Source organism: Nitrincola tapanii (assembly GCF_008368715.1).
Taxonomy (GTDB): Bacteria; Pseudomonadota; Gammaproteobacteria; order Pseudomonadales; family Balneatricaceae; genus Nitrincola; species Nitrincola tapanii.
In genome coordinates this window covers 169,837-191,618 of the sequence record NZ_SMRS01000005.1, presented here as the reverse complement: position 1 = coordinate 191,618, position 21,782 = coordinate 169,837, and the positions used below count along the sequence as shown (strand labels likewise).

At 52.0% G+C, this 21,782-nt stretch carries 20 protein-coding genes; 4 read left to right on the top strand and 16 right to left on the bottom strand.

Translation table 11 applies throughout. The annotated features are described in order from the left end of the window. Positions 1–2: 2 nt before the first annotated feature. From E1H14_RS08025 to trmJ, 4 genes are all read right to left on the bottom strand, one after another. Positions 3–1,160: an IscS subfamily cysteine desulfurase gene (locus E1H14_RS08025; protein ID WP_149391007.1), complete on the bottom strand. Its 1,158-nt coding sequence runs from the start codon at positions 1,158–1,160 to the stop codon at positions 3–5. A gap of 32 nt (positions 1,161–1,192) precedes the next feature. Next, a complete protein-coding gene (gene iscR, locus E1H14_RS08020; protein ID WP_149390934.1) occupies positions 1,193–1,693 on the bottom strand; it encodes a Fe-S cluster assembly transcriptional regulator IscR in 501 nt (166 codons plus the stop codon). 82 nt (positions 1,694–1,775) lie between these two features. Beyond that, positions 1,776–2,603: a serine O-acetyltransferase gene (gene cysE / locus E1H14_RS08015; protein ID WP_235017423.1), complete on the bottom strand. Its 828-nt coding sequence runs from the start codon at positions 2,601–2,603 to the stop codon at positions 1,776–1,778. Further along, positions 2,596–3,369 carry a tRNA (cytosine(32)/uridine(32)-2'-O)-methyltransferase TrmJ gene (gene trmJ / locus E1H14_RS08010; protein WP_149390932.1) on the bottom strand — a complete coding sequence of 258 codons (774 nt, stop codon included), beginning with the start codon at positions 3,367–3,369 and terminating at the stop codon, positions 2,596–2,598. Before trmJ ends, cysE begins: the two co-directional genes overlap by 8 nt. Before the next feature lie 132 nt (positions 3,370–3,501). On the opposite strand from trmJ, the gene E1H14_RS08005 reads away from it, so the two are divergent. Continuing rightward, on the top strand, positions 3,502–4,302 hold the full coding sequence (locus E1H14_RS08005; RefSeq protein WP_149390931.1) for an inositol monophosphatase family protein: 801 nt from the start codon (positions 3,502–3,504) through the stop codon (positions 4,300–4,302). A gap of 228 nt (positions 4,303–4,530) precedes the next feature. Here E1H14_RS08005 and E1H14_RS08000 read toward each other — a convergent pair whose 3' ends face one another. The 11 genes from E1H14_RS08000 to E1H14_RS07950 form a co-directional block, all read right to left on the bottom strand. Then, a complete protein-coding gene (locus E1H14_RS08000; RefSeq protein ID WP_149390930.1) occupies positions 4,531–5,823 on the bottom strand; it encodes an adenylosuccinate synthase in 1,293 nt (430 codons plus the stop codon). A 38-nt stretch (positions 5,824–5,861) separates the two neighbouring features. Then, complete coding sequence (locus E1H14_RS07995; protein ID WP_149390929.1) at positions 5,862–7,034, bottom strand: ATP phosphoribosyltransferase regulatory subunit; 1,173 nt, start codon at positions 7,032–7,034, stop codon at positions 5,862–5,864. A 98-nt stretch (positions 7,035–7,132) separates the two neighbouring features. Next, positions 7,133–8,005, bottom strand: coding sequence for a protease modulator HflC (hflC, locus tag E1H14_RS07990; protein WP_149390928.1), 873 nt, complete (start codon positions 8,003–8,005; stop codon positions 7,133–7,135). Further along, positions 8,006–9,208 carry an FtsH protease activity modulator HflK gene (hflK, locus tag E1H14_RS07985; RefSeq protein WP_149390927.1) on the bottom strand — a complete coding sequence of 401 codons (1,203 nt, stop codon included), beginning with the start codon at positions 9,206–9,208 and terminating at the stop codon, positions 8,006–8,008. Positions 9,209–9,273: 65 nt separating this feature from the next. Continuing rightward, on the bottom strand, positions 9,274–10,578 hold the full coding sequence (gene hflX, locus E1H14_RS07980) for a ribosome rescue GTPase HflX (protein WP_149390926.1): 1,305 nt from the start codon (positions 10,576–10,578) through the stop codon (positions 9,274–9,276). Positions 10,579–10,587: 9 nt separating this feature from the next. Then, positions 10,588–10,827, bottom strand: a complete 240-nt coding sequence (gene hfq / locus E1H14_RS07975) for an RNA chaperone Hfq (RefSeq protein WP_149390925.1) — start codon at positions 10,825–10,827, stop codon at positions 10,588–10,590. Positions 10,828–10,953: 126 nt separating this feature from the next. Then, positions 10,954–11,880 (bottom strand): tRNA (adenosine(37)-N6)-dimethylallyltransferase MiaA, encoded by a 927-nt coding sequence (miaA, locus tag E1H14_RS07970; protein WP_149390924.1) that lies wholly within the window; start codon positions 11,878–11,880, stop codon positions 10,954–10,956. Next, positions 11,881–13,734, bottom strand: coding sequence for a DNA mismatch repair endonuclease MutL (gene mutL, locus E1H14_RS07965; RefSeq protein ID WP_149390923.1), 1,854 nt, complete (start codon positions 13,732–13,734; stop codon positions 11,881–11,883). 24 nt (positions 13,735–13,758) lie between these two features. Then, positions 13,759–15,195 carry an N-acetylmuramoyl-L-alanine amidase gene (locus E1H14_RS07960; protein ID WP_327436777.1) on the bottom strand — a complete coding sequence of 479 codons (1,437 nt, stop codon included), beginning with the start codon at positions 15,193–15,195 and terminating at the stop codon, positions 13,759–13,761. A gap of 54 nt (positions 15,196–15,249) precedes the next feature. After that, on the bottom strand, positions 15,250–15,732 hold the full coding sequence (gene tsaE / locus E1H14_RS07955; RefSeq protein WP_149390921.1) for a tRNA (adenosine(37)-N6)-threonylcarbamoyltransferase complex ATPase subunit type 1 TsaE: 483 nt from the start codon (positions 15,730–15,732) through the stop codon (positions 15,250–15,252). Continuing rightward, the gene (locus E1H14_RS07950; RefSeq protein ID WP_149390920.1) at positions 15,729–17,246 is read right to left on the bottom strand and encodes an NAD(P)H-hydrate dehydratase; all 1,518 of its coding nucleotides are present in this window, start codon (positions 17,244–17,246) and stop codon (positions 15,729–15,731) included. The genes tsaE and E1H14_RS07950 overlap by 4 nt, the downstream gene beginning before the upstream one ends. A gap of 137 nt (positions 17,247–17,383) precedes the next feature. Here E1H14_RS07950 and queG point away from each other — a divergent pair, with 137 nt between their 5' ends. Next, positions 17,384–18,496 carry a tRNA epoxyqueuosine(34) reductase QueG gene (gene queG, locus E1H14_RS07945; protein WP_149390919.1) on the top strand — a complete coding sequence of 371 codons (1,113 nt, stop codon included), beginning with the start codon at positions 17,384–17,386 and terminating at the stop codon, positions 18,494–18,496. On the opposite strand, the gene orn is transcribed toward queG, so the two are convergent. After that, on the bottom strand, positions 18,450–18,992 hold the full coding sequence (orn, locus tag E1H14_RS07940; protein WP_149390918.1) for an oligoribonuclease: 543 nt from the start codon (positions 18,990–18,992) through the stop codon (positions 18,450–18,452). The genes queG and orn overlap by 47 nt on opposite strands. Positions 18,993–19,100: 108 nt before the next feature. Between orn and rsgA the strand changes: the two genes are divergently transcribed. Both rsgA and E1H14_RS07930 read left to right on the top strand, forming a co-directional pair. After that, complete coding sequence (rsgA, locus tag E1H14_RS07935; protein WP_149390917.1) at positions 19,101–20,126, top strand: small ribosomal subunit biogenesis GTPase RsgA; 1,026 nt, start codon at positions 19,101–19,103, stop codon at positions 20,124–20,126. A gap of 19 nt (positions 20,127–20,145) precedes the next feature. After that, positions 20,146–21,780, top strand: coding sequence for an HDOD domain-containing protein (locus tag E1H14_RS07930; protein ID WP_160142046.1), 1,635 nt, complete (start codon positions 20,146–20,148; stop codon positions 21,778–21,780). Positions 21,781–21,782: the final 2 nt, after the last annotated feature.

Genomic DNA, 21,782 nt, shown 5'->3' with positions numbered 1-21,782 from the left:
GCTCAAGCCGTGACACGGCTAAGCTGCGTCACCACTTGACGAAAATGGGTGATCGCAAAATCTATCTCTTCTTCCGTTGTAAAACGCCCAAAACTCATACGCAAAGAAGCATGTGCTAGGGCATCATCCAGTCCAATGGCACGTAACACATAACTTGGTTCCAGGCTGGCCGATGTACAGGCCGAACCGGTAGACAGGGCCAACTGATTCAGCGCCATCAATAGATGCTCACCTTCACAACCGGCCACCGCAAGGTTCAAGATTCCAGGCAACACTTTGTCTTCTGCGGCATTTAAGCGCACGGCCGCCAGATCACGGATACCCGCCCAAAACCTGTGACGCAAAGCGGCAATCCGTGCCTGCTCCTCCACCCTGACTTGGCCGGCAATCTGTGCCGCTTTTCCCATCCCCACGATCTGATGCGTGGGTAAAGTCCCTGAGCGCATACCACGCTCATGACCACCACCATGTATCTGCGCCTCTAAGCGCACACGCGGCTGTTGACGAACATAAAGTGCTCCAACACCCTTAGGGCCATAGATTTTATGGGCGGAGAAAGACATTAGATCAACCGGCAGCTCTCGCAGATCGATCGCCAACTTGCCAAAACTTTGTGCCGCATCCACATGAAAAAAGACACCACGTTGACGACACCAAGCGCCAAGCTCTGCTATATCATTGATGCTACCCAGCTCATTGTTCACATGCATCAAGGACACTAACAGAGTGTCTTCACGCCAAGCCGCCTCTAACTGCGACACCGCGATCACACCCTCGGCATCCGGCTGCAGCCAGGTCACTTCAAAACCCTGAGTTTCCAGATAACGAAAACAATCCAGGACCGCTTTGTGTTCAATCTTTGAGGTGATGAGGTGGCGGCCACGTTTTGCATGCGCTTGGGCGATACCCTTAATGGCCAGATTATTCGCTTCTGTCGCACCCGAGGTCCAAACGATCTCACGTGGATCCGCAGCAATCAGATCGGCAACTTGTTGACGACCCAGCTCAACCGCCTCTTCAGCTTTCCAACCATAAAGATGTGAGCGTGACGCAGGATTAGCAAAGTTGCCATCCAACGTTAGGCAAGCCATCATGGCATCAGCTACCACCGGATCGACCGGCGTTGTTGCGGCATAATCAAGGTAAATGGGGCGTTTAATCATAGCCTTACGTTCTTATTTTCCCGAGGCGCTTAGCCCACACCGTTCGCGACTTTAAGATTAGGTTCACGGCTGCTGGCAATCATCTGCTCAAGATGGCGTTGATCTTGACGACTCGCTACGCGCTTCACATCCTGGCGTTGCACAAGATCTGCCAGGGTGATTCCACTTAAAAAATTGTGAATCTGCTTACTCAAATCACACCAAAGATGATGTGTCAGGCAGACTTCACCACTTTGACAGTCACCACGACTATTACAGCCCGTGGCATCCACTGTTTCATTCACCGCGTCGACGACTTCAGCCACACTGATTTCAGCCTGACTGCGCTTTAATTGATAGCCACCGCCTGGACCACGCACGCTGGACACAAGGTCATTACGACGCAAACGGGCAAAAAGCTGTTCAAGATAAGACAGAGAGATCCCCTGTCGCTCAGATATATCTGCAAGACTGATAGGCCCCTTGCCTTCATGCAAGGCCAGATCGAGCATCGCCGTCACTGCGTAACGTCCTTTGGTTGTTAATCGCATCACTCACCTCTTAGATCGCACAAGCTTAGAAAGGGAATTATGCTAAACCCGATAAAAACAGTCAACTATTTAACCTACTAACTTACTCAACCTTTTCAGATCGTGCCACCAACGCATCAGTTTCTGGGGCCGGATCACTCACTTCATCTACCGCCGCTTCGAAGTCCTCATCTTTCAATTTGGGCAAGCGCTCATCACAATACTCAGGACGCAACTGACACAACACCTGACTCATCGTATCGACCTTTTTATCCATCGCGTGTAGGTGATCCAATAAGCAGCGGATAGCATGTGCAACGGGGTCGGACACCTCACTACTCACTGCATAGGCATCAAAACCGACCTTATCCGCCATCTTACGACGTACCTCTTCACACTGCGCCTCGCTCGGCTCTTCACTACGTTTCACCACACGCCCTGGAATCCCGATAACGGTTGCCCCCGCAGGCACATCCTTAGTCACCACGGCATTGGAGCCGACGCGCGCGCCCGCTGAAATGGTGATCGGCCCCAGTATTTTGGCGCCCGCACCACACACCACACCATCTTCTAGTGTTGGATGACGCTTACCCTTGTTCCAACTAGTTCCCCCCAGGGTCACACCATGGTAAAGCGTAACATCGTCACCAACGACTGCGGTTTCACCGATCACGACTCCCATCCCATGATCGATAAAAAAACGTCGACCAATTTGGGCACCCGGATGTATTTCAATGCCGGTCATCAGACGTGACAGATTAGCGACCATTCGCGCCAGCCACTTAAAACCACGTAACCAAAGAGCATGCGCCAAGCGATGCCACCAGACAGCGTGCAGACCTGGATAGGCCGTCATGATTTCAAAGGCGTTGCGGGCTGCTGGATCACGATGGTAAACGGAGCGAATATCTTCACGCATACGCTCAAACATCGGCTTGACCTCCCTTAGACTGCGCACTCTGACTGGCCGCAAGCTTCTCATCCACGGTTCGCAAGAAACCCCGCATCACATTCACTTCTACCTTGTCGGGCAAGGCTCGCAAAAATAAGCGACGCAGTCGCGCCATTAGTTGACGTGGATTCTCTGGATCAAGAAACTCTGTTGCCACGAGTGTTTTTTCCCAGTGCGCAAACATACGCTCTAACTCGTCGGAATTGGCTAGATCTATGTCCCACTGCGCGCCCCATTGTGGTGGTTGTGTCGTCACCTGCTCCACCAACGCAACACGCAACTCATAGGCAATCACCTGAACAGCAGCGGCCACATTTAAAGAGCTAAATTCAGGATTAGTGGGAATATGGACGTGATGATGACAAAGATGCAGCTCTTCATTCGTCAGCCCCCGGTCTTCACGACCAAAAACGACCGCCAAGCGCTTTCCGGGCTGCAAGCTCGTCGCCACACCACCTAATTCGCGTGGCGATAACAGCGGCCAAGGTATATGGCGCCCGCGAGCACTCGTCCCTACCACCAGATCACAATCGGCAATCGCTTGCTCCAAGCAATCCACTTGATGGGCCGCTTCTAGAATATCTGTTGCACCGGACGCACGTGCCACCGCCTCTTCATGTGGGAAGAGCTTGGGCGCCACCAGACACAAATCACTGAGGCCCATGTTTTTCATCGCACGCGCCACCGCCCCAATATTGCCTGGGTGCGTGGTATTAACCAGAACTATGCGTATATTTTCGAGCATACTGCCTCGGAACCGGCAAAAATAAAGTCGGTAATAGTAGCAGATATTGAATTTAAGGTGCATTCATGGATAACACCTCAGCAGTTCAGTATAATATGCGTTTGCTCTTGAACAATTTGTGGACGTCTACTGATGCAACCGATAGTTAATATCGCACTTCGTGCTGCCCGTCTTGCCGGGGAACAGGTCACTCGCGCCGTGGAGCGCTTGGATCTGATTAAATCTGAACAAAGCGGCGTTGCCGAATTTATTGCGGAAACCTGCACTGCTGCAGAACGCACCATCGTCCACACCCTGCAAAAGGCCTATCCGCACCACACGCTGCGCGGCGAATTCAGTGGATTACACAAGGCGATTGGCGAAGGCCCCAACCCTTGCGAGTGGCAAATCAATCCGCTCGACAGCCTAGAAAACTTCTCAAATGGCCTGCCGATTTTTGCACTTAGCTTAACCGGCCGTATTCAAGGGCGCCTTGAGCACGCCCTCATCATCAACCCGATCACCGGCGAAGAGTTCACAGCCAGTCGCGGTAACGGCGCACAACTCAATGGTCGTCGCTTGCGCGTCAGCCCCCTGAAAAACTTAAATGGCGCTCTGATTGCGAGTGGTTATCACCACCGCCGAGGCCAGCAAGAAGTCTTTGCCCAGCATCAGCGCATGATTGCAGAAGTCATTCAGAGCTCAGGCAACACCTTCAGCAGCGGCTCAACGCTTTTGGATTTAGCCTATACCGCAGCCGGTCGCCTCGATGGTTTTTTCCAGGCCGGATTAAACGAATGGGAACAAGAAGCAGGCATTTTACTGATTCAAGAAGCCGGCGGTTTAGTTGGTGATTTCCGTGGTGGCAACCAGCATCTGAGAACAGGCCAACTGGTCGCAGGTAATCCGAAAATCTTTAAAGCTCTGCTCAAAACACTGCAGCCCCTGCTTTAATCCAGAAAAAAATCAACAAAAAAGCCCCGGGAAGCTCTGCCAAGCAGAGTGAACCGGGGCTTTTTTGTGCGTAATCTTTGCCTAGACTCGTATGCGCTGAATCCAATACTGTCTTGATCAGAAACTTTCTATCATCTAAACAGTGCGGTTCAGAATCTGACTGCGAATCTGACTGCGAACCCGACTGCTGATATTCAGCAATCGGGCCGAGCCACTCGATTGATCAAATCAGTTAAACGGATCGCGCAGAACGATCGTTTCGTTACGGTCTGGACCTGTCGAAATAATATCCACAGGTGTGGCCATTAACTCTTCCAAACGACGGATATAGGCACGGGCATTTTCAGGCAGCGCTTCAAGTGACTGTGCACCGATCGTAGATTCCTGCCAGCCAGGTACCGTTTCATATACAGGCACCACTGCTTCGTAATCTTCGCTACCACTCAAAGAAGTCAAAGGCTGACCCTGCTGATCCTGATAACCGATACAGATATTGATTTCATCCAGGCCGTCCAAAACATCCAGCTTAGTCAAACAGATACCGGATATTGAGTTGATCTCGATCGCATGACGCAGCGCCACCGCATCAAACCACCCACAACGACGTGCACGCCCTGTGGTTGAACCAAACTCATGACCCCGCTCAGCCAAACGCTTACCCGTATCACAATGTAACTCAGTCGGGAAAGGACCACCCCCTACACGTGTAGTGTAGGCCTTGGTAATACCGAGAATATAATCCAGATATAAGGGACCAAAACCGCTACCTGTGGAAGTACCGCCAGCAGTGGTATTCGAAGAGGTCACATAAGGATAGGTACCGTGGTCGATATCCAACAGAGAACCTTGCGCGCCTTCAAACATGATGCTGGCACCCTGGCGACGCAGATCATGCAGAATAGCTGTCACATCAGCGATCATCGGTAGCAAGGTTTCAGCCATCTTCATGCATTCAGCCAAAACCTGATCAAAGTCGACGGGATCAACTTTGTAGTATTCCTGCAGCATAAAGTTGTGATAAGCGATCACCTCTTTTAACTTGGTCGCAAAACGCTGAGGATCACGAATATCCCCCAGACGTAAACCACGGCGAGCCACTTTGTCTTCATAGGCCGGACCTATTCCGCGCCCTGTGGTACCAATCTTGGCATTACCACGCGCCAGTTCTCGCGCCTGATCCAAGGCCACATGACATGGCAGAATCAGCGGACAAGCCGGACTCAAACGCAAACGCTCACTGACTGGAATACCGTTACTTTCCAGCTGCGCGATCTCTTTCAGCAAGGCCTCAGGAGACAGAACCACACCATTACCAATCAGACACAGCACGTTTTCACGCAAAATACCTGAGGGAATCAAGTGGAGGACGGTTTTCTTACCATCGATCACCAGTGTATGACCCGCGTTGTGGCCGCCCTGGAAGCGCACGACGGCTGCAATTTTTTCGGTGAGCAGATCTACGATCTTGCCTTTTCCTTCATCACCCCACTGGGTGCCCAGTACAACGACGTTCTTACCCATTGCTGTCTCAAGTGCTTATTAAATAAGAGTTAAACGGATCAAAGAGGGGCAAGAACCCACTCCTGATTGCGTAATACCAATCGGCGATCACAACCGGCTGGCAGCGTTTCATTATCCAAAGCCTGAATCACACGCTGACCTTGATTGCGCAGCTCAGTGATTTTAGCTTGCAAAGACGCATCCTGCTGATCGGGCGCCAAAACTGCGGATTCCAATTCGGCACGCAGGCCGGCAACATCCAAAAGAGTATTCAGGTCGGCACTAAAGCCGGTCGCAGGACGTGCACGACCAAAATCCTGGCCTATCTCGTCGTAACGACCGCCTTTTGCCAAGGCTTGCCCGTAAGCAGGCGTATAAGCCGCAAACACCACACCCGTATGATAGTGATAGCCGCGCAGCTCAGATAAATCAAAATAAAAGCCCAAACCGGGATGGCGCTGCGCCAAACGCGCAGCCAGCGCTTGCAGGTATTTGATTGCAGCGACCGCTTCCGGTGTATCACAGAACAGTTCTAAGGCCTCATCCAAACACGCCAGCGTACCGTTTAGGCGCGCTAACTGGATGAGCTGAGCACTCAACTGTGCATCCAACCCTAATCCTGCGACAAAGGGCGTAATTTCCGGCAAAGCCTTACGCTGCAGAAGATCGATAAACGCACTCCTCTGCTCACCACTCAAACCGGCACGCCGAGTTAAGGCGCGAAAAACACCGACATGGCCTAGATCAAGGGTTAAAGACCCTTGAATACCAACCGAGAGAAGGGTTTCAAGCATCAAAGAGATGACTTCAGCGTCACTCTCAACACCCGCATGCCCATACAACTCCGCACCAATCTGCAACGGATTACGGCTGGCGAGCATATTGGCTGGATGAGTATGCAGCACAGAACCGCAATAACATAAGCGGCTTGGCCCTTGTGTACGCAAACGGTGCGCATCGATACGCGCCACTTGCGGCGTAATATCGGCACGCACACCCAAGGTGTGCCCACTCATACGATCTGTCAGTTTAAACGTATTCAGATCGAGATCATGGCCGGTTCCTGTCAACAGGGACTCCAGATGCTCTACCAATGGCGGCATGACCAGGTCATAGCCCCAAGTGTTGTACAAATCCAGCAAACGACGACGCATCAACTCCGCCTGTCGTGCTTCTGGAGGTAGAAGCTCTTTGATACCTTCGGGCAGCAACCATCTATCGGCCAACGCCATGCACGATTCCTCTTGTCACAAAAAAACCGGGCTCAACCCGGTTACGCGATTTTAGCATAAAAGCAGGCCGCTTGGGCACCTGCTTTTATGCTCAGGGCTTAACGTCGGATCGGATCCTTTAAATAGCGGAAGAATTCGCTATTAGGTTCCAACACCAGCACATCGCCCGTACCTCGGAAGGCTTCACGATAAGCGTTTAGGCTACGGAAGAAGGAATAGAATTCAGGGTCTTGACCAAAAGCCTGCGCGTAGATCGCTGCCGCCTCTGCATCACCTTCACCTCGAATAATTTCCGCAGCACTAAAGGCATTTGCGGTGATAACGGTTCTTTGACGATCCGCATCCGCACGAATCCCTTCTGCCAGTTCCAAACCACGCGCTCGTAGCTCACGCGCCAAACGCAGACGCTCAGAACGCATACGATCATAAACCGAAGCCGAAACTTCTGTTGGCAGGTCAATTCGCTTGATACGGATATCAACGATCTCAATCCCCAACTCACGCTCCGCCACCTGGCTCAGACTGCGATTCACGCGATCCATCAACTCTTCACGCTCACCAGAAACCACTTGGTTTAAGGTACGCTCACCAAACTGGTTACGCAGATTAGTTTCGATACGAGATGCCAGCAGGCTGTTGGCACGATTCTCATCCCCTGAGGTCGCGGTGTAGTAACGTTCAACGTCCTTGATACGCCATTTGATGAAGGAGTCCACGATCAAACGCTTAGCTTCCAAGGTTAAGAAAGCCTGCGGACGTGAGTCCATCGTAATCAAACGCGCTTCGAACTTACGCACCGTATTCACAAAAGGAATCTTAAAGTGCAGACCCGGCTGAATATCCGGTTCAACAATTTCACCAAAGCGCAGTTTTACCGCACGCTCGGTTTCCTTCACGATATATACACTTTCAGATACTAACCAGACAGCAATCAGAGCAACGATCAGCACCACAACTGAATTAGGTTTCATTTATCGACCCTCCCTCAGATTACTGGGCTGTGAACTGCGTGAACGCAACTGATCGGCCATCTGATCATTGAGCTGACGCAGGTTCGCATCACTACTAGAACGACTGCTACCGGCGGCTGGATTGCTTGCACGACCTTCCATCAGTTTATCCAAAGGCAGGAACATCATGTTGTTGCCACCTTCCATATCCATCAACACTTTCGGGTTGTTAGACAAGACAGCCTGCATCATGTCGATATAGAGACGCTCGCGCATCACTTCCGGCTGAGTTTTGTACTCAGACAGCAAGGCTAAGAAACGCTGACTTTCACCGTTGGCACGTGCCACCACTTCTTCACGATAAGCGTTGGACTCTTCCAGCATACGCTGAGCGATACCACGTGCTTCAGGTACCACACTGTTGGCATAGGCTTCAGCTTCGTTCTTAGAACGCTGTTCATCCTCACGCGCTTTGATCACATCATCAAATGCATCCTGAACCTGGCTCGGTGCCTGGGCATTTCGCACGTTCACACCTGCGATACGAAGACCCGTTTCATAGGTATCCATGTGACGCTGCAGGCGCTCTTGTACAGCAATCGCCATCACCTGACGCCCTTCTGTCAGAATCGAGTTCATTTCTGATCCGCCGACTACCTGACGCAAGGCCGCTTCCGACGCCTGAGCTAAACTCTCTTCAGGACTGCGCACACGCAGCATAAAGAACTCTGGATTTTCAGCGATATACTGCACACTGATATCCACATCTACGATGTTCTCATCTTCGGTCAGCATCAAAGCACGGTGATCGTGAATACGCACACGTGTGACATTCACCTTGGTCACCTCATCGATCAGAGGCGGATTCCACTGCAGACCCGGATTGACCGTTGAATGGAATTTACCTAAGCGCAACACGACACCACGCTCTTGTTGATCGACGGTGTAAAAGCCCATCGCGCCCCAGACCACTAAGGCCAAGACCGCAACGATACCGACCAAACTGAAGCTACCCTTGTGGCCACCTGAAGCGCCACCTGAGCTACCACCAGAACCCTTGCCACCAAATAGGCCATTCAGACGATCCTGAAGCTTTTGTAACGCCTCATCTAGGTCCGGTGGACCCTGTTCGCCACCACGTTTACCACCGCCGGGATTTTTGTCACCGCCGCCACTCCAGGGGTCATGGTTTTTGCCATTCCCGCCAGGCTCATTCCAGGCCATAGTGCTCTCCGCTTATCAATTTTTAGGGGTGAAATTTTAGGGAGCGCAAACGCCCCTTGCAACTGCTAGTCGAAATCGACCACAGCAGGCAAATATCGTTCCGAAGGAATCTGCAATCGACTCAATAGTTGACGGAAGTCTTTTGTCTGCAAGCGCACATGCAATGAGATACGCCCATCTTCATCAAAGTGTTCATTTACCACAGCCTGACGTGCATAAAGCTGCGCTCTTAAGGAGCCATCAGACGGACCTAGATGCAAGGTATCCTCAAACACATCCTCTGCCAGACGCTCGTTAATTGCCTGTAAGAGCAACTCGGTTCCAGCGCCGGTGTGCGCAGACAACCAAACACGTTCCGGAATTCCCTGATCATCGCGATCGATACGCGGCGCCAAACCTTCCAACAGATCAATTTTGTTGTAGACCAGCAAACAAGGAATTTCATCCGCACCGATTTCAGTTAGGACATCATTCACCTGTTCGATATGCTCTTGACGCTCTTCATCTGCTGCATCGATCACATGCAAAAGCAAGGTCGCCTCAGATGTTTCCTGTAGAGTCGCTCGAAAAGCCTCAACCAATTTATGCGGTAAATGGCGAATAAAGCCCACAGTATCGGCCAGAATTGCAGGCCCTGCGTCATCGAGCTGTATTTTGCGCAGCGTGGGATCGAGCGTTGCAAACAGCTGATCAGCCGCATACACCTGAGCTGACGTCAGACTATTAAACAGCGTCGACTTACCTGCGTTGGTGTAACCAACCAGAGATACAGTCGGCACTTCAGCGCGCTTACGCGCACGTCGTCCCTGATCACGCTGCTTACGCACTTTATCTAAACGTTTCAGAATCGCTTTAATCCGCGCACGCAATAAACGACGGTCGGTTTCCAGCTGAGTCTCACCGGGGCCGCGCAGACCTATGCCCCCCTTCTGACGCTCTAAGTGCGTCCAACCGCGTACCAAACGCGTCGACATATGCTCAAGCTGAGCCAACTCGACCTGCAGCTTACCCTCATGGGTGCGCGCACGCTGAGCAAATATATCTAGGATCAAACCGGTACGATCGAGCACACGACACTGAATCTCGCGCTCCAGATTGCGCTCTTGCGCTGGGCTTAGGGCGTGATTAAAGATCACTACTTCCGCTTCATACAGGCGCACCAACTCAGCCAACTCCTCGACCTTTCCTTTACCTAGAAAAAATTTTGGACTTGGATCTGAGCGGCTACCTGTTAAAAAACAAACCGGATCAGCGCCTGCCGATAAAGCAAGCTCTTCGAGTTCACGCGGGTTTTCAGAATTGGCCTCCGAGGCCAGATCAATATGTACCAGGATGGCACGTTCACCAGACTCGGGGCGATCAAAAAACAATCAGACTACTCACTCTTCAGGTTTATCTTCCGGCATCGGCAATTTAACCGGACGCGATGGCACAACGGTAGAGATGGCATGCTTATAGACCATCTGACTTACTGTATTTTTCAGCAGTATGACGAACTGATCGAAGGATTCAATCTGTCCTTGCAGTTTGATACCGTTCACCAAAAAGATGGAAACCGGAACCCGCTCCTTGCGCAGTACGTTCAGATAAGGGTCTTGTAACGATTGCCCTTTTGACATTGCTAACTCCTTCACTGAAAAAATCAGTCAGTTAATATAATTGTTGTCGAATTGCACTCAGCGTTTTCACCCTAAGACTAAAGTCGTCTTTTTTAAGCACAATCCATTTTATTATACAACGCCTGCCTAGACTAACTGCAAGGCGTTCTTCAGGTTATTCTCAGGACTGCCCTGCAAAACCTGCAATTCTGGCCAACCTCGCAACCAAGTATACTGTCGCTTCGCCAATTGCCGAGTCGCGACGATTCCCTTATAGCGCATTTCATCGAAACTCAGTTCACCCTGCAAATACTGCCACATCTGGCGATAACCTACGCAACGAATAGAGGGCATCCCCAGATGCAAATCTCCGCGCTGATACAAGTGTTTGACCTCCTCTTCGAATCCCTGCTCGAGCATCAGATCAAAGCGCTGTTCAATACGCTGATGCAACCAGGCTCTGTTATCCGGCAACAAACCCAGCGCAAGAACTCGAAAAGGCAATGTCTGCTCTTGCTGCTGAGCAAAATGCTGACTCAGAGGGATGCCGGTTAAATAATAAACCTCTAAAGCTCGATGCACACGTTGACGATCACTTGGCTGCAAGCGCTGCGCAGTCATCGCATCGACCGCTTGCAGCTCAGCATAGACCTGCGCATCACCTTCTTGTTCCGCTTTATCCAACAAAGTTTGTCTGACCTGGGCATCTGCCTGGGGTAGATCAGCCATCCCCTGCTGCAAGGCATTGAAATACATCATAGTACCGCCCACTAAGAGCGGGATACGCCCTTGCGCCAGCGTTTTCTGGATCAAGCCCTGAGCATCCTGACAAAAATCAGCGGCCGAATAAGTCTCGCTGGGATCACGAATATCAATTAAGGCATGTGGATAGGCCGCAAGCGTCTGCGCATCCGGTTTTGCTGTGCCAATATCCATATCTCGATAAACAAGAGCCGAATCAACACTGATCAGGTCCACTGGCAGATGATCGGCCAGCGCGAGGGCCAGATCGGTTTTCCCAGATGCGGTAGGGCCCATCAAAAAAATGGCGAGCGGTTTTTCCTGGTTTGACACCTACTGTCCTCGTAAAAAAAGCTTATCCAGCTCAGACAAACTCACCGCCACCCAAGTCGGGCGACCATGATTACATTGACCACTGCGTTCAGTCGATTCCATATCGCGCAGCAAAGCATTCATTTCCGCCTGCGTCAGCTGCCGATTGGCGCGTACCGCCGCGTGGCAAGCCAAAGTCCCCAAAAGAGCATCGATGTGTTGCTCAATACGCAAACTTTGGCCCTGTTCGCGCAGATCAGAGAGCACATCGCGCAGCAAAGCGTCTATATCAGAGTGTGCCAAGTAAACCGGCACCTCACGCACAGCAAGCGTCTCTTCACCCAAAACAGCCAACTGAAATCCCAAACGCTGAAAGAGTGGCTGATGCTGCTCCGCCAGCTCAACTTCCGTCGCGCTGACCTGAAGACTCAAAGGCACCAACAAAGGCTGACTGCGCAAGCGTTCATTGACCAAACGCTGCTTCATCCGCTCATAAACGATGCGCTCATGTGCTGCATGCATATCTACCAAAATCAGGCCCTGTGCATTTTGCGCCAAAATATAGATCCCGTGGAGTTGTGCCAAAGCAAATCCTAATGGCGGGATCTCAGCACTCACCGTCACTTCAGCACTTTGCGTCACAGAGGCTGTACTCGGGTAAAGCTGCGCATAACGCTGAATCTGTTCATGCACTGCCTGGCCACTGCGTGGCTCAGACGCCGAACTCGAATTCAAAGCGGCAAAACGCATCGGCTGCTGCTGAATCGGCATCGATGTCGGCGCGGAGACAGGACTATCTAGGGACGCTCCAGGCAAGGTTTGCAGCGGCAGACTCGCAGACACCACCTGATCCTGCGGCCGCAGATCTGCAATCACGCGATACAATGAACGGTAAATAAAGTCATGTACCAAGCGGCTCTCACGAAAACGCACCTCATGCTTGGTCGGGTGCACATTCACATCCACGGTCGCCGGGTCCAGTTCAAAAAACAGCACAAAGGCAGGATGTCGGCCATTAAACAAAACATCTTGATAGGCTTGACGCACCGCGTGGTTTACCACCTTGTCACGAATAATCCGACCATTCACAAAAAAATACTGTTGATCGGGCTGACTGCGTGAATGTGTGGGACGACTCATCCAACCCGACAGGCGCAATCCTGAAGCCTCCGCCTGCATATCAATCACCAGCGCATGTTCTAGGAAGTGCCCACCCAATAACTGAGACAGACGGCGCTCCTTCTCCATCTCAGTCAGCGCAGGTTTGAGCTGATAGAGTGTTTTACCGTTATGCATCAACGAAAACCCCACATCAAAACGGCTCAGTGCTAAACGTTTGACCACCTCCTCGAGATGAGCAAACTCAGTTTTTTCCGTTTTTAAGAACTTCCGCCGTGCTGGGGTATTAAAAAACAGGTCTTTAACCTCAACACTGGTGCCCTGGGGATGAGCAGCAGGCTGAAGGCTGGGTTCCATATCTCGCCCCTCGACTCGCACTGACCAAGCCTCCGACTGCTCAGGCGTGCGCGAGGTCAAGGTTAAGCGTGCCACAGAACTGATACTGGCCAGCGCTTCACCCCGAAATCCCAAACTGCTCACCGCTTCCAGGTCATCCAATACCTGTATTTTTGAGGTCGCATGCCGGCTCAGCGCCAAGGCCAAATCTTCACGCGCGATCCCCACACCGTTATCACGCAGGCGAATCAGACGTACGCCGCCCTGTTCCACCTCAAGATCAATCCGGGTGGCTCCCGCATCTAAGCTATTTTCCAGAAGTTCTTTAACAACAGATGCCGGTCGTTCAACGACCTCACCGGCCGCTATCTGGTTCGCCAGTTGCGCCGACAATAAACGTATAGGAGAAGGCGTTTTCACTCAGAGGCATTCCGTCACAGGCGATCAACTGGCTGGAATACGCAGGACCTGCCCGACACGTATCTGATCACCGTTGAGCCGATTAGCTTGACGCAGCGCCGCAACACTCACACCGTTACGTACTGCAATAATAGAGAGAGTATCCCCTGGTTGTACACGATGCGTACGGTCCACGCCCGCTAACACCTGACCTTGAGATTTGCGCCAGGCCACCCAAGTTTTATCCGGTGGCCGTTGCCAAAAGTAACTGGTAATTCCACGGTGAATCGCTTGCGCCATTTTCACCTGATAATCCCTACTTTTTAGCTGAGCTTCCTCTTGGGGATTGGTAATAAAACCGGTTTCGACTAAGATCGAAGGCATATCTGGAGAGCGCAATACCTGAAATGCGGCCATCTCAACATCTGGCTTGTGCATCCGCGCAAACTGACCAATGTTCTTATGGATTACACTGGCCACATCACGACTGCCCGTACGGCTGGCAGTCATCGACATATCCAAGAGCACACTGGCCAAGACCGCATCTTTATCTTCTAGGCTGACGCTGCCCACTCCCCCGATCAGATCAGATTGATTCTCGCGACTGGCGAGCCAACGACCCATCTCACTACTGGCACCACGCTCAGACAACACCCAAACCGAAGCGCCACGGGCACTCGGACTGGTCCAACCGTCAGCATGAATGGAGACAAAGAGATCCGCATTTGCACGACGCGCCTTAGCGGTTCGATCACGCAGGCTGATGAAGTAATCACCATCACGGATCATCACTGCACGATAGCCCTGCTCTGCATCGATAATCCGCTTTAACTCGCGCCCGATAGCAAGAACAATATCTTTCTCACGTGTTTTAGTTGGTCCGATAGCACCGGGATCCTCCCCCCCATGACCCGGATCGATCGCGATAATAATGTCACGCAAACCCGCGGGTGCCGCATTATTTTTTGCCGGCGCTGGTGTTTGCGTAGGGGCTGAAGCAGATGCAACGACCGGCGTGCTACTACCACTTGAGTTCGCTGCCTGAGCATTGGCAGCATTAGCCGGACGTTCATCACTGGGCATCGAGGCCTGGGCTTGAGCTTGTGCCGGTGGTGTCGCAAGGCGTTGCGGAGTCGGCAGATCCACCACTAAGCGATGGCCATATTGATCATTCGGTGGGAGCGTAAAACTACTTGGAGTCAGGGGATCACGCAGATCCAGAACCACTCGCAGGGTTCCATTATTATTACTGTGACGAATCCCTTGAATCGGGCTATTGTCGACCTGCAAACCATTTAGCGTCGTTTTCAATGAGGCTTTTTCGATATCCAGCACAATACGATCCGGATTAGGCAGGGTAAACAATTTATGCTTTACCGGCCCACTCAGATCGAACACCAAACGTGTATTATCCGGCGCTAGCCAAGTGCGCGCACCGACTATATCCGCCCAGGCCGGCAAGGCGAGCAAAAGCAGACTCACCGCCAGACTTATGCACCCTAACAGATATCGAATCTTTACATTCACTTTCTGCGCTTACCCGTTCAATTTATTGCTGATTCTATCGGCAATCATACACCCTTTTTGAGTGTTTTTTGACCATTTTATCAAACGTCCCTCAGCATACGGGGACAAAGTAATTTCCAAATCTGCCGTTGGCAGCCAACCTCGACCCTTTTCCGGCCACTCAATCAAACATAGCGCCTCGGCACCCAGATAGTCGCGAATCCCCAAAAACTCCAGCTCTTCCGGATCCCCCAAGCGATAAAGATCAAAGTGATACACTTGCTGTGTCGCCAACTCATAAGGCTCAACCAGGGTATAGGTCGGACTTTTCACCGCTCCCTTATGCCCCAGAGCTTGCAGTACGCCACGACAGAGCGTGGTTTTACCCATTCCCAAGTCACCGTGCAGGAAGATGAATGCACCGGCGGATGCCGACTCCGCCAACAGACGTCCAAACGCTTCGGTCGCTTCGGTATCCGCGGCAATATACTGCTCAATTGACGTATCGATCATGATAGCCCTGCATTTAAAAGTTCACGAATTTTAGCGATGAGATCGCTCGGCAGCAAACCTCTCTGCCCCGCATCCAGCGCACAGAGATCCCCGGCCGCAGCATGTGCAAATACCCCCAACCGTGCGGCATCAATGGGTTTACACCCCTGTGCCATCAGCGCCGCAATGATACCGGAAAGTACATCGCCCATGCCGCCCACAGCCATTCCAGGATTCCCGGCAGAACATAAATGCATCGCATCCCCATCAAAGGTCAGGCTGCCCGCGCCCTTCAACACCACCACGCCACCAAAGCGTCTTTGCAACTCACGCACCGCGGCAAAACGATCCGCCTGCACCGCTTCCACACTCATCCCCAGCAACTCAGCCGCTTCGCCTGGATGCGGGGTCATCACCCAGCGCCGAGAAGAGGCAAAAACCTCCCTCTCCGGCAAACGTCTCAGCGCATCGGCATCAAACAACATAGACTTTTGGAAGGTCAGCGCTTTTTGCATCATCTGATCAGCCCAAGCCCCTCGTCCCAAACCGGGCCCTATAAGCAGCACACTCGGTAAGGCGAGCAGAGGTTCTAGATCCTGCCCCGAACTTACCGCACGCGCCATGACTTCAGGCCGACGCGCTAAGGATGCCCACACATGCTCCGGACGTGTGGCTAGAGAGACTAATCCGGCACCACTTCGACACGCAGCCTCTGCAGCCAAGAGCGCTGCACCGCCCAAACCATAATCGCCACCCACAACCAGCAGATGGCCAAAATTTCCTTTGTGTGCTGAAGCCGCTCGCGGCAAAAGCGTGTGCGCTAAATCTTCCATGTCGGTGCGAAAAGCACTGACTGGAATATCTTCATAGAGTTCATCAGGTAGATGCAAAGCATCAAATAGCAGCTGCCCGACATGATCAACACCCTGATGCATCAACAACCCGGGTTTTAGACCGATAAAGGTGAGTGTCAAACTGGCTTTTACTGCAACCCCTAACACGCCTCCCGTATCGGCACACAGACCCGATGGAATATCCACAGCAATCACTGGGCGCGAAACGGCGTTCATGCGCTGTATGGCCTCTCGTGCCGTGCCTTGCACCTCGCCCGTTAGCCCTATCCCCAGGAGCGCATCCACAATCAACTCACCGCTGAACTCACATCCACTATGCCAAGTCTGCGCCACGACCCCCACAGAACTGGCCCAACGCCAAGCTTCCAACGCCTCACCTTGCAGTGAATCCGCATACTCAAAGGTTTCTAACAAGGTTACGACCTGCACCTGCCAACCCTGCTGCAGGGCCAATCCAGCGACAATCAGACCATCCCCCCCGTTGTTGCCGCGCCCACAGAGTAGCGTCAAGCTTCTAGCCTCTGGCCAGCGCTGGCAAATTTCCGAAAATACGGCGTGACCCGCACGCTGCATCAAACGAAAGCCCGGAATCTGGAAACGTTCGATGGCGGCACGATCCAAGGCACGACAAGCCTCAGCGGTGTATAATGCGGTGGGTAAAAGCTGTCGATTGACGGCCATACTTTAACTCCTTGAGCGCATACTCAATCAATTTTCTGCGCGATCTGGGTGTGCTAAGGGCAAGCAAGCTCGACCTACACCTCATAGGTTCATTTTTTATTTTGACACTTAACTGGCAAGGGCAAACAGATTTTTCCATGTCTGACCTCTCACCTGAATACTTGTTTGATCTGGCGCAAAAAATCAAAACCTGGGCACAGGAGTTGGGTTTTCAGCAGTGCGCCATCACCCACACTCAGGTCGCAGCAGAAGGCCCTGCGCTCACACGCTGGGTGGAGCAAGGTATGCATGGTGAGATGCGCTGGTTTGAGCAGAACCATGAGCTTAGATTGCATCCTGAACAATTGCATCCAGGCACACAACGCATCCTCAGCCTGCGGATGGACTACCTCACCCCAGGCATTGAAACCCTCAGCCTGTTACAACAACCGAGTAAAGCCTATATCGCTCGTTATACACTCGGACGCGATTATCACAAACTCTTGCGCCAGCGTTTGCGTCAATTAGCTGAACGTATTGCGCAAGAAGGCCTCCCCATCTCCTTTCGTCCTTTTGTCGACAGCGCACCGGTACTAGAACGCCCAATCGCTCGCAATGCAGGACTGGGCTGGATCGGCAAACATACACTACTACTCAATCGCCAGGCCGGATCTTGGTTTTTCTTGGCGGAGCTATTTATTGATCTTCCCCTACCCATCGATCCGCCACAGACACGCGGCCACTGTGGTCAGTGCCGAGCCTGTTTAGATATCTGCCCTACTCAAGCTTTCCCTGAGCCCTATGTACTGGATGCACGCCGCTGCATCTCTTATCTCACTATTGAGCATCCTGGCAGCATCCCTGAACCGCTACGTGCCAAAATGGGCAATCGTATCTTTGGCTGCGATGACTGCCAACTGGTCTGTCCGTGGAATCGCTTTGCACAGCACAGTTCTGAATCTGACTTTCATCCACGCCATCAACTCGATGACATTGATCTTCTGACGTTATGGGAGTGGGATGAACCGACCTTCCTCAAACATACCGAGGGCTCTGCCATTCGCCGCACCGGCTACCAGGGTTGGCAACGCAATCTTGCGGTTGCGCTCGGCAACAGCCGCGGCGGCCAGCAGGTTGTAGAAGCGCTCAGAAAACGCTTAGACACCTGTTCCGAACTGGTGCGTGAACATATTCACTGGGCGCTGGATCAACTCAGCAACAAGGTTAGAGACGCAGGAAATGACGACGGTAATAACGTAACTCCTCAATAGAATCACGAATATCATCCAAAGCCAGATGTGAACCTTTTTTCTTTAAACCGTCCATGATGCTTGGCTTCCAGCGTTTAGCCAGCTCTTTTAATGTGCTCACATCTAGATTTCGGTAGTGAAAATAGGCTTCCAGCTCGGGCATATAGCGCACCAAGAAACGACGATCCTGACCTATGCTATTACCACACATAGGTGATGCCCCCTTATCCACATGCTCGCGTACAAAAGCTAACATCATCTGCTCAGCTTGAGTTTCGGAAACCTTAGAGTCGCGCACACGCTGTGTTAAACCCGACTGCCCATGCTGACGTGTACACCACTCATCCATCTGCGCCAGCAGGGTATCTGGCTGATGAACGGTTATTACTGGACTCTCAGCCACCAGATTCAGATCATCGTCGGTCACGATCACCGCCATCTCTATGATCCGATCCTGCTCGGGATTTAACCCGGTCATTTCGAGATCTATCCAAAGTAAACGATTCTGACGTGACATGCCGCGCGCTCCTGTCATAACTCTGTATAATTAACTCCATTTAGAATACCTTAAGCGCTTGGGCCTGCGCATCTGCTGGCCGCAGAAAAACCACCTCACAGGCTGAGAATGTCAAAACGCAAAGTCACCCGACGCCAAGCTTGGCGCATCCAAAAAATCCAAAACGAACGCAGCGCCCGTGCGGGCAAGCTGGATGCCAACATTGAACAACAGCTTTTAGGGGGTGAGCTCGGCCCAGAGCAGCACGGACTGATCATTTCCCACTTTGGCCGACAGGTTGATGTAGAGGCCCTGGCTGGTGAGCAGCAGGGGCAGATTATCCGCTGTCATATGCGTACCCATTTGGGGCAACTGGTGACCGGTGATCGTGTGATCTGGCGCCCCTCTCCCGATGGGGGAGTGGTCGTTGCAACCGAAGCGCGCCACAGTCAATTGCAGCGTCCTAACAATCATGGCGAGTTGAAACCGGTGGCTGCAAACATCGATCAGATTGTGATTACCTTTGCGCCGGAACCTAGAGCGCATGCAAACCTCATCGATCGTTATCTCGTTGCCTCGGAGCTAAGCGAAATTGAGCCGGTACTACTGCTGAATAAAATCGATCTTCTGAATGACGAAAATCGTGCTTGGCTGGAGCCAATGCTCGAGATCTATCAACAGATTGGCTATCGAATTCTGGAAGCCTCAACCTCTTCCACAGAGGGCTTAATTGAACTCAAAGCCGCCTTACAAGATCGCATCAGTGTCTTTGTTGGCCAATCAGGTGTCGGCAAATCCTCGCTGATTAATGCGCTTTTGCCCGGCGTAGATCTACGGGTCGGCGCGCTCTCTGAACAGAGCGGCAAAGGTCGCCACACCACCACCACAGCACGACTCTTTCACTTCCCCGAGGGTGGCGATTTAATCGACTCACCAGGCATTCGTGAATTTGCGCTCTGGCACATTCCCGCAGAAGATGTTTTGCAGGGTTTTCGCGAGTTTCAGCCTCTGCTAGGGCATTGTCGTTTCCGTGATTGCCGTCATGAACAAGAGCCAGGCTGCGCCTTCCTCCAAGCTCTGGAGAATGGCGAGATCAGTGAGCAACGATTTAACAGTTATCGCCAGATCCTTAACTCCTTAAATATGGCACCCTAATCCAAGCGGTATGCACAGCATGACTCCTCCTCAAGCAGCCTCTCCAGCTCCGACTCTCTATGGCTTAGATGCTTGGTTGAACTTCCTTGTCGACAAGACCTTGCCGATACGTGCCAGTACGCGCCAGCGCCTGCTTAAGCTTTTACAGAATCCAAACAGCAACCTACTCAGCCTCATCCCGGTTGCTCAGCAGGATCCTGTCTTATGTTTACATCTGACCCGCGCAGCCCAAGCACTGCATCAGAGTAAGGACTCACAGGTTTCGGGAGTGAGCCATGCGATTCAAACCCTCGGGTTTGAGCGTATCCAAGCACTGATCAAAGAGATGCCTGTGCTTAAGATCAACATTCATCAAGTGGCACACAAAATGTTTTACCGTGCCACGGCAGACAGCCATCATGCCAGCACCCAAGCCTGGAGCTGGGCGGAGCAAAAGAAGATGAATGGCGCCGAAGAATTACGCCTAGCCGCTCTTCTTTATGGTTTTGTGCACTGGATGGTTTGGTTTTATGCGCCACGCCATAAGCATGCCTATCAAGAACGCGTCTATCAGCAGAAGCAGGATGTCGCCCTGGCCGAGCACGAAGTGTTTGGTTGCACCCTACAGGCTCTGGGGCTAGAGCTTGCCAAAGCCTGGCAGCTCCCCGAATTAATCCAACAGGCCCTGGATCATGACACTTCGCCATCGGCACGCATGTTACAACTGCTGCATTTAAAAGCCCTAGGCGATCCCAGATTAACGGAAGCCAAACTGCGGGAGGTCAGTCATTTTGCTCAAACACGCGCTTTTCCCGTCAAACTGGCCAATTGGCTGGCCTTAACCGCGACGCGTGGCTGGCAGAGTCCGAAAGCCCAGCGCCTCTTTGACATCATCAGTGATTATCTCAATCAATCCAAAGACCAAACTCTGGCACAACTGCATCAACACTGCGCCCTCTCATCACGCCTCTATCCCCTGCCAGGCGTACTCACCCCGGCTGCTGAACTTCTGTTCATTCCAGCCAAGATGGAATTCACACCCGGTTTACTTAGCGCCGCCGAAATAGCCAAACTAGGCCCAGACGTACCAGAGGTTCAGCCTGTCGCTCACCTACAGACTGAACCAGCACCGACACCCTCGCAGATCGCAACCGCGAACAAAGGGTTTCGGGATGAAGACTTCTACCAACGCACACTCCTCAACTTACAAAAAGCCAGTCGTCAAACCCTAACCAGTGCATCGTTGATGCGTGAGCTATTAAAGGGCTTACATCAAGGGTTGGGATTAAAGCGTTTGGCTTTGTTGCAAATCCAGCCAGGCCGCAAATTAAAAACTGTTTTCCAACAGGGGTTTGATCAGCATCCAATGGATAACTTCAGCCTCGATCTGGAGATTCCCAGTCTGTTTAAACGCATGGTTGAGAAACCGAGCTTTGTTTGGCTCACGTCAGAACAAAGAGAAAAACTTGCGCCTTTATTACCCGCAAGCTTTCTAGCACTGGAGCCACCCAGTGGTGCCTTGTTACTATCCTTATTTACCAAGAACATGCCTTTGGCCATCGTCTATGCCGATATGGGGGCAGACCTGTGCCTTGAGGATCCTTTTTTTGCCGAACACTTCCGTTCACTCTGTAGCCAGGCCAGCCAGGCTCTTAAGACTCTTAATCAGGACTAAGT

What these genes read in the sequence shown, in the direction of transcription:
- iscR (WP_149390934.1), bottom strand. Translation starts at nt 1,693, where the DNA reads ATGCGATTAACAACCAAAGGACGTTACGCAGTGACGGCGATGCTCGAT.
- cysE (WP_235017423.1), bottom strand. Translation starts at nt 2,603, where the DNA reads ATGTTTGAGCGTATGCGTGAAGATATTCGCTCCGTTTACCATCGTGAT.
- trmJ (WP_149390932.1), bottom strand. Translation starts at nt 3,369, where the DNA reads ATGCTCGAAAATATACGCATAGTTCTGGTTAATACCACGCACCCAGGC.
- E1H14_RS08005 (WP_149390931.1), top strand. Translation starts at nt 3,502, where the DNA reads ATGCAACCGATAGTTAATATCGCACTTCGTGCTGCCCGTCTTGCCGGG.
- E1H14_RS08000 (WP_149390930.1), bottom strand. Translation starts at nt 5,823, where the DNA reads ATGGGTAAGAACGTCGTTGTACTGGGCACCCAGTGGGGTGATGAAGGA.
- E1H14_RS07995 (WP_149390929.1), bottom strand. Translation starts at nt 7,034, where the DNA reads ATGGCGTTGGCCGATAGATGGTTGCTGCCCGAAGGTATCAAAGAGCTT.
- hflC (WP_149390928.1), bottom strand. Translation starts at nt 8,005, where the DNA reads ATGAAACCTAATTCAGTTGTGGTGCTGATCGTTGCTCTGATTGCTGTC.
- hflK (WP_149390927.1), bottom strand. Translation starts at nt 9,208, where the DNA reads ATGGCCTGGAATGAGCCTGGCGGGAATGGCAAAAACCATGACCCCTGG.
- hfq (WP_149390925.1), bottom strand. Translation starts at nt 10,827, where the DNA reads ATGTCAAAAGGGCAATCGTTACAAGACCCTTATCTGAACGTACTGCGC.
- tsaE (WP_149390921.1), bottom strand. Translation starts at nt 15,732, where the DNA reads ATGATCGATACGTCAATTGAGCAGTATATTGCCGCGGATACCGAAGCG.
- E1H14_RS07950 (WP_149390920.1), bottom strand. Translation starts at nt 17,246, where the DNA reads ATGGCCGTCAATCGACAGCTTTTACCCACCGCATTATACACCGCTGAG.
- queG (WP_149390919.1), top strand. Translation starts at nt 17,384, where the DNA reads ATGTCTGACCTCTCACCTGAATACTTGTTTGATCTGGCGCAAAAAATC.
- orn (WP_149390918.1), bottom strand. Translation starts at nt 18,992, where the DNA reads ATGTCACGTCAGAATCGTTTACTTTGGATAGATCTCGAAATGACCGGG.
- rsgA (WP_149390917.1), top strand. Translation starts at nt 19,101, where the DNA reads ATGTCAAAACGCAAAGTCACCCGACGCCAAGCTTGGCGCATCCAAAAA.
- E1H14_RS07930 (WP_160142046.1), top strand. Translation starts at nt 20,146, where the DNA reads ATGACTCCTCCTCAAGCAGCCTCTCCAGCTCCGACTCTCTATGGCTTA.